The 6,999-nt window shown below is 71.2% G+C and carries 6 protein-coding genes; all 6 read right to left on the bottom strand.

The genetic code is table 11. From position 1 onward, the window contains the following. Positions 1 to 1,265: tetratricopeptide repeat protein (locus VF746_17710; protein HEX8694262.1), on the bottom strand; the 1,265-nt coding region annotated here is incomplete at its 3' end. Between the two features lie 34 nt (positions 1,266 to 1,299). After that, positions 1,300 to 1,890 (bottom strand): hypothetical protein, encoded by a 591-nt coding sequence (locus tag VF746_17705; protein HEX8694261.1) that lies wholly within the window; start codon positions 1,888 to 1,890, stop codon positions 1,300 to 1,302. A 202-nt stretch (positions 1,891 to 2,092) separates the two neighbouring features. Next, positions 2,093 to 3,421, bottom strand: coding sequence for a sigma-54 dependent transcriptional regulator (locus VF746_17700; protein HEX8694260.1), 1,329 nt, complete (start codon positions 3,419 to 3,421; stop codon positions 2,093 to 2,095). A 433-nt stretch (positions 3,422 to 3,854) separates the two neighbouring features. After that, positions 3,855 to 5,009, bottom strand: coding sequence for a S8 family serine peptidase (locus tag VF746_17695; GenBank protein ID HEX8694259.1), 1,155 nt, complete (start codon positions 5,007 to 5,009; stop codon positions 3,855 to 3,857). A gap of 178 nt (positions 5,010 to 5,187) precedes the next feature. Further along, complete coding sequence (locus tag VF746_17690) at positions 5,188 to 6,348, bottom strand: S8 family peptidase (protein ID HEX8694258.1); 1,161 nt, start codon at positions 6,346 to 6,348, stop codon at positions 5,188 to 5,190. A 461-nt stretch (positions 6,349 to 6,809) separates the two neighbouring features. After that, the coding region (locus VF746_17685) for a hypothetical protein (GenBank protein ID HEX8694257.1) at positions 6,810 to 6,999 on the bottom strand (190 nt) is incomplete at its 5' end.

Below are 6,999 nucleotides of genomic sequence, written 5' to 3'. Positions count from 1 at the left end.
GACAGCTCGGCGAGCGCGCGCTCGGCCTTCTCCAGCTCGCCCAGCGCCCCCAGCTCGCGGCAGAGGTCGCGCGCCCGCTCCAGGTACGCCGCCGCCTCCTCCACGCCGCCCATGTCGGCCCGCAGCTGCGCGTAGTCCAGCAGGGTGAGCGCCTCCAGGAAGGAGTAGCCCTTGTCGGCCGCGATCTCCAGCGCCTTCTCGAAGAAGATGAAGCCGTCGGCGTCGCCGCGCGCCCGGGCGATGTTCCCCCGGCCCTTGTACATGTGCCCCAGCATGTAGGGCGAGCCCGCCGAGATCGCGTTCTCCTCGGCCACCCGCCCCAGCTCCTGGGCCTGCGTCACGTGCCCCTCGTGCAGCCACCACTCCGCGAAGTCGGTGGCGATCACCGCGCGCATCGACGGCGAGACCGGCAGCGCCAGCGCGGCCTCGTAGTCGGAGCGCGCCTCCTCCCAGCGCTCCTGCGCCTCGCGCAGCGACGCGCGGTTGAAGTGGCAGATCGCCAGGTCCAGCGGTGAGGACACGCTCTCCCACAGCCGGAAGCCGCTCTCGAACCAGATCTCGGCCTCGTCGAAGCGCCCCCGGCGCGAGGTGCAGAGCCCCAGGTTGTTGTAGATCTGCCCCCGCTCCACCGCCAGCGACCCCGGCGCGGCCGAGTCGGCGCGCTCCAGGGCCGCGTGGTAGCACCGCTCCGCCTCGCTCCACCGCCCCTGCCACAGGCGCACGTTGCCCAGGCCGGTCAGGGCGATCACCTCGCCGGGGAGGTCGCCCGAGTCGCGGGCCAGCTCGGCGCTGCGCTCGTAGCAGGCCACCGCCTCCTGGAAGTCGCCCACGGTCACCGACACCCGCCCCATGCGCCTGAGCGCCAGGATCTGCGCCTCCTTCTCCACCAGCGGGAGCGAGACGGCCAGCGCCGCCCGGTAGCACCGCCCCGCCGCCTGCACGCGCCCCGCGCCCTCCAGCCGCTCGCCGAGCCCGATCAGGTGGCGCGCGCTCTCTTCGGGGCGGCCCTCGAAGAAGCTGCCGAGCACGGGCCTGAGCCCCGCGTGGATCAGCGAAACGTGCTCGTGCAGCGCGGCCTCGGCCTCCTCCAGCGCCCGTTCGGCCGCCTCGGGAGTGACGATGCGCTTGTCGAAGGTGGTGTTCACCGACTCCTTCCCCGGGTCGGGCACGGCCACCCCGACCAGGCGGAGACGGAGGAACTCGAGCTCATCGAGGCCCGGTAACAGCCCGGCGAGCTCCTCGATGGTTGCGTCGGCGCGGTTCACGATGACCACTCGGAAAGGGGACCCGCCACTGCACTCACCCGCCCGACGCCAGGATGCCGCCGCCGCGGTACGCGGTCTCGGTGGTGGTGGCGTACTCGGAGAAGTGGTCGGTGTAGGTGGAGAGCCGCGCCCCGTCGCCCGAGAGCCAGCCGCCCATGTCCACCCAGCCGTTGTTCCACCACACCACCGTGGGGTCGGCGGCGCCCTCGATGGTGGTGCCCCGGAACGGGAAGGAGACCACGACGGGCTTCAGGAACTTGCTGCCGTGGGGTCCGAACTCGGCCACCACGCGCTCCGAGCCGTTGGGTTCGACCGGGAGGCGGATGGAGAAGAGCGTCACCTTGTCCACCGCGCCCGCGGGAACGTCCACCGCGAAGCCCTGGAACTCCAGGCGCCCGCCCTCGGGCCCGATCCACTTCTTGGCCCAGGCGATGGTGATCTGCGGACGGACCTGGAACTTCGCGATGATGTCCAGGTCGGCGGCCGTCGCCTCGGTGGTGGTGGTGGCGGCGCGCGCGGCGGGGAGCGCCGCCGCCACGGGCGAGCCCGCCTCGCCGCAGCCGGACGTAACCGATACCAGCGCCGCCGCCGCCGTGGCGAGCAGCATCCGGAACTTGGAGCTCATCAAGACCTCCGCGGAGTGGAGAAGGGAGGAGCACACCGGCGGGAAGGCACGGTGCATACCAGCAGGCGCGGATGCGCCGAAAAGCCGATAACCCTATTCAAGATAACTGTTTACGGCAGATGGATCAATTGCCGCCGCGTTCCGTCTGCTACCAGAGAGTGCACCAGAAGTGGGCGGAGTGTACGCAAACGGTGCGCGGGAGTCAATGCTCGATCCCGTACTCGGCGATCTTGCGGCGCAGTGTGTTGCGGTGGATCCCCAGCTTCTCGGCGGCCATGGTGAGGTTGTCGTGCGTCTCCTGGAGCGCCCGGCGGATCATGCGCTTCTCCATCTCCTCCAGCGTCACCAGCGGCATCTCGCCCGGCTCCTCGGACGCGCGCGGGGCCTGGGGGTGCAGGATGTCGCCGGGGAGGTGCTGGGGGAGGAGGACCTCGCCGTCGGCCATCACCACGGCGCGCTCCATTGCGTTCCTGAGCTGGCGGACGTTGCCGGGCCAGGGGTGCGCGCGCAGCACGTTGAAGACCTCCTCGGCCACGGCGCGCACCGGCCGGCCGTGCTCGTGGGCGTAACGGGCCACGAAGTGCGAGGCCAGCAGGTCCAGGTCGGAGCCGCGCTCGCGCAGCGGGGGCAGGGTGAGGGTGACCACCGCCAGGCGGTAGAAGAGGTCCTCGCGGAAGCGCCCCTCGCGCACCGCCCCGGCCAGGTCGCGGTTGGTGGCCGCCACCACGCGCACGTCGATCCCCACCGGCGAGCCGCCGCCCACCCGCTCGATCTCGCGCTCCTGCAGCGCCCTGAGGATCTTCGACTGCAGCGCCAGGCTCATGTCGCCGATCTCGTCCAGGAAGAGGGTGCCGCCGCTGGCGCGCTCGAAGCGGCCGATGCGCCGCCCGATCGCCCCGGTGAAGGCGCCCTTCTCGTGGCCGAAGAGCTCGCTCTCCAGCAGGTTCTCGGGGATGGCGGCGCAGTTGATGGCCACGAAGGGCCCGCGCGAGCGGCGCGAGCGGGAGTGCAGCACCCGGGCGACCATCTCCTTCCCCGTGCCGCTCTCGCCCAGCACCAGCACGGTCGCGTCGCTGTCGGCGGCGCGCGCCACCGACTTGAAGACGGCCATCATCCCGGGGCTGGCGCCCACGATGGCCGAGTCGTCGGCGGGGACGGCGGCCGGCAGCGGGCGGAGCCGACGCACCTCCTCGATCCCCAGCAGGATCTCGCGGACGCGCCCGCGCGGCACCGGCTTGGGCAGCACGTCGTGCGCGCCGTGCCGGATCGCCTCCATGGCCAGGTCCATGGAGGGCTGGGCGGACAGCAGCACCACCGGGGTCCCCGTCCCGTCCTGGTGCAGGCGCCCCAGCAGCTCCAGCCCGGCGCCCGAGAAGTCGGCGTCCAGCAGGATCAGGTCCCACTGCGCGGACGCGATCAGGCGCAGCCCCTCGGAGAGGGTCTGCGCCGTCTGCAGCTCCGTGGCGTGGTTCAGCTCCGGTTCGAGCGTGCGGCCGACGCTCCGGTCCGCGTCGAGGAGGAGGACCTTCAAGTGGGGCCGGTCCGGGGTTGTGCGTTCGCTGCGGCTGAACCGGGCAATATAGTGTTCGCGTCACGAATTGCGCAAACACACGGACCGCGACGGGAAAGAATCGATAATGTGGACGCGGCGCGCGCGCCACGGCGCAGGGATGAAGCGCTTCCTGCCGGGACGACCCGTCCGTTTCCGGGGGTGGAGGGGCGTGCCACAAAAAGGGCCGCCCCGCGCGCCTGGCGCCGTCGCGTTCATGCACCGTTCTGGTGCGGACTGCGAAGTGCTGAGTGCGAAGTGCGAAGTGCGCCAGCACCGGGAAGAGCGAAGGAGCCCCGGAGCTCGCGTGGAGCCCCGGGGCGTTCCGGATCACTGAGGGACTAAGGACTAAGGACTAAGCACTAAGCACTAAGCACTCAGCACTCAGGACTTCGCACTTCGCACTGCGCCGCCGTCACAGCGTCGACTTGTAGAGCAGCCGGTTCGGCGTCCCCGTGACGTTGCCGGTGATCACGTTCGCCGTCGCGTTGGTCTTGATCCACGAGTCGATCGTGCCCTGGCTGGCGTCGCCGAACGCCGACTTGTAGAGCGCGCCCACGCCCGCCACGTGCGGGCTGGCCATGGAGGTGCCGCTGATGGTGTTGGTGCCGCCGTTCAGCCAGAGCGAGGTGATGGAGGAGCCCGGCGCGTACAGGTCCACGCAGCTCCCGTAGTTGGAGTAGCTGGCCTTGGCGTCGGACCGGGTGGAGGCCGCCACCGTGGTGACCGCCGAGGCGCTGGCCGGCGACACGTTGCAAGCGCTCTGGTTCTCGTTCCCCGCCGCCACCGCCACGAACACCCCCGCGTTGGCCAGGTTGGTGACCGCCGTGTTCAGGGTAGACGAGAAGCCGCCGCCGATGGAGAGGTTGGCCACCGCCGGCTTGATGTGGTTGGCGCGCACCCAGTCGATCCCCGCGGCGATGGCGCTGGTGGAGCCCGAGCCCGAGCAGTTGAGCACCCGCACGCCGCGCAGCAGCGAGCTCTTCGCCACGCCGTACGTCGTCGAGCCGATGGTGCCCGCCACGTGGGTGCCGTGGCCGTGGCAGTCGGTGCCGCTGCCGCCCGCGTAGTCGTACACGTTCGACGCGCGCCCGCCGAAGCCGCTGTGGCTGGCGTAGATCCCCGTGTCGATCACGTAGGCGCGCACGCCGCTTCCCGTGGCGTTGTACGTGTAGGTGCCCGAGAGCGGGAGATTCCGCTGGTCGATGCGGTCGATCCCCCAGGTGGCGCCCGACTGCGTGGTCTGCGTGGTGTAGGTCTGGTCTTCCTCGATGTACGCCACGCTCGGGTTGTGCTGCAGGGCGTTCAGCTGCCCGGCGTTCAGCTCGGCCGCGAAGCCGTTGAGCGCCGCCGTGTAGACGAAGCGCGGGCTCACCCCCGCCACCGCCGCCACCGAGGTGGGGTCGGCGCCCTCTTCCAGCACCACCACGTACGACCCCTCGATCGCCGCGCCGCCGGCCGAGCGCAGGGGCGCCAGCTCGGGTGCGCGCGCGGACGTCACCGACCCGTCGGAGCAGGCGGCCAGCGCCGCCAGGGAGCCCACGGCCAGCAGGGTGCGAGCTGCTCTCATGGTGTCCTCCGTGTGCCTTGGGGGTGGAGACTCTCGGCCGGCCCGCGCTCGCGGGCCGCCGCGGGGGCCGGCGCCGGGTGGTGCGCCGGCGGATGCAGGTCCGGTTTCTTCGTGCGGGTCCTCGCCTGGTGAGCGCGGATGCGCCGTCCCGCCGGAGCCGGCGGGACGGCGCGGAAGCCTACAGGGTCGACTTGTAGAGCAGGCGGTTCGGGGTGCCGCTCACGTTGCCGGTGATCACGCCCGTGGTGGCGTTGTTGATCAGCCACGACTGGATGGTGCTCTGCGAGGCGTCGCCGAAGGTGGCCTTGTAGAGCGCCGCCACGCCGGTCACGTGCGGGCTGGCCATCGAGGTGCCGCTGATGGTGGCCGTGGCCGTGTTCGACGAGTACCACGCCGAGGTGATCGACGAGCCCGGCGCGTACAGGTCCACGCAGGTTCCCCAGTTGCTGTAGCTCGCCTTGGCGTCGCTCGAGGTGCTGGCGGCCACCACCACGGCGGCGGTCACGCCCGAGGGCGAGCCGCTGCACGCGTCGACGTTGCTGTTCCCCGCGGCCACGGCCACGAAGACGCCCGCGTTGATCAGGTTGGAGGTGGCGGTGTTGATCGACGACGAGAAGCCGCCGCCCAGCGACATGTTGGCCACGGCGGGCTTGACGTGGTTGGCCCGCACCCAGTCGATCCCCTCCACGATGTCGGAGACCAGCAGGCTGGAGCCGCACTGCCCCACGCGCACCGCGCGCAGCAGCACGCCCTTGGCCACCCCGTAGGTGGTGCCGCCGATGGTGCCGGCCACGTGGGTGCCGTGCCCGTTGCAGTCGATGCCGTTGCCGCCGGTGGCGTCGTACGAGACCGCGGCGCGGCTGGTGGCGAACTGCGTGTGGCTGGGGTTGATCCCCGAGTCGATGATGTACGCCCGCACGCCCGCGCCGGTGGAGTTGTAGGTGTAGGTTCCCGAGAGCGGCCGGCTCCGCTGGTCGATGCGGTCGATCCCCCAGGTGGCCCCCGACTGCGTGGTGGCGTACTCGTACAGCTGGTCCTCCTCCACGTACGCCACCTCGGGGAGGTGCTGCAGCGCGTTCAGCTGCCCGGCGTTCAGGGTGGCCGCGAAGCCGTTGAGCGCCGACTCGTAGACGTGCCTGGGCGTGACGCCGGCCACGGCCGCCACGGCGCGCGGGTCGGCGCCCTCTTCGAGCACCACCAGGTACGAGCCCTCCACGGCGCGGCCGGCCGCGGCGGAGCGGAGCGGGGCGACCTCGGGCGCGCGCGCGGACGTGACGCCCTGGTCGGCGCAGGCGGCGAGGGCGAGCAGGGCAAGGGCGGCGAGCGAACCTCTCTGCATGGCATCCTCCTCAAAGGGGAGAGACACGCCCGGACGCCCGCGGGTCGGACGCCGGGCCATGGCGCGCAAGCCGTCGGCTGCGTGGAGCAGCCGCCGGTTCCTGCCAGAAAACGAGAGTTGGTGATCGGTGCCGCTGGTTCCCCAGGACCGGTGTACCCGCTCGGCCGCGAGCGCGCCGAATCCATTCTGCTTGTGAGATGGGCGGGCCTCACCGGCATGGAGCGCGCCAGGCGGGGCCACAGGGAGAAGCGATTTTCCAGCAACGAGATAGCTTCTTTTCGGACACCACGTTAACCGCATCAGTTTGGTGCAGATGAACAAAACTGATGCGGTCGCCGCGCCTCGCTGGCGGGTCGCGGGTGCTTCCAGGGACCGGGGTGAAGAGACAGAACCGCCCGGCGCGCGGGAGGCGCGCCGAGCGGTCTTCGTCTCCCGCCTCCCGGGGGGAGGCGCGGCCCGGGTCAGGGCTTCTGGATCCAGAAGTTGTAGGAGCCGCTGCCGCTGAAGGAGTAGACCTCCCAGTAGTAGTAGCCCGCGGTGCCGGAGTAGGCGATGTCCTCGTTCTCGGTGGAGCTCTCGCCGCGCGCCACGATCACCCACGACGAGCCGTTCCACCTGTAGAGGTACAGGTCGAAGTCGGCGCCCGCGGGG

This window comes from Longimicrobium sp. (assembly GCA_036389795.1).
Taxonomy (GTDB): domain Bacteria; phylum Gemmatimonadota; class Gemmatimonadetes; order Longimicrobiales; family Longimicrobiaceae; genus Longimicrobium.
The sequence above is the reverse complement of the archived record's forward strand: the minus strand, read 5'-3'. Positions and strand labels throughout refer to the sequence as shown.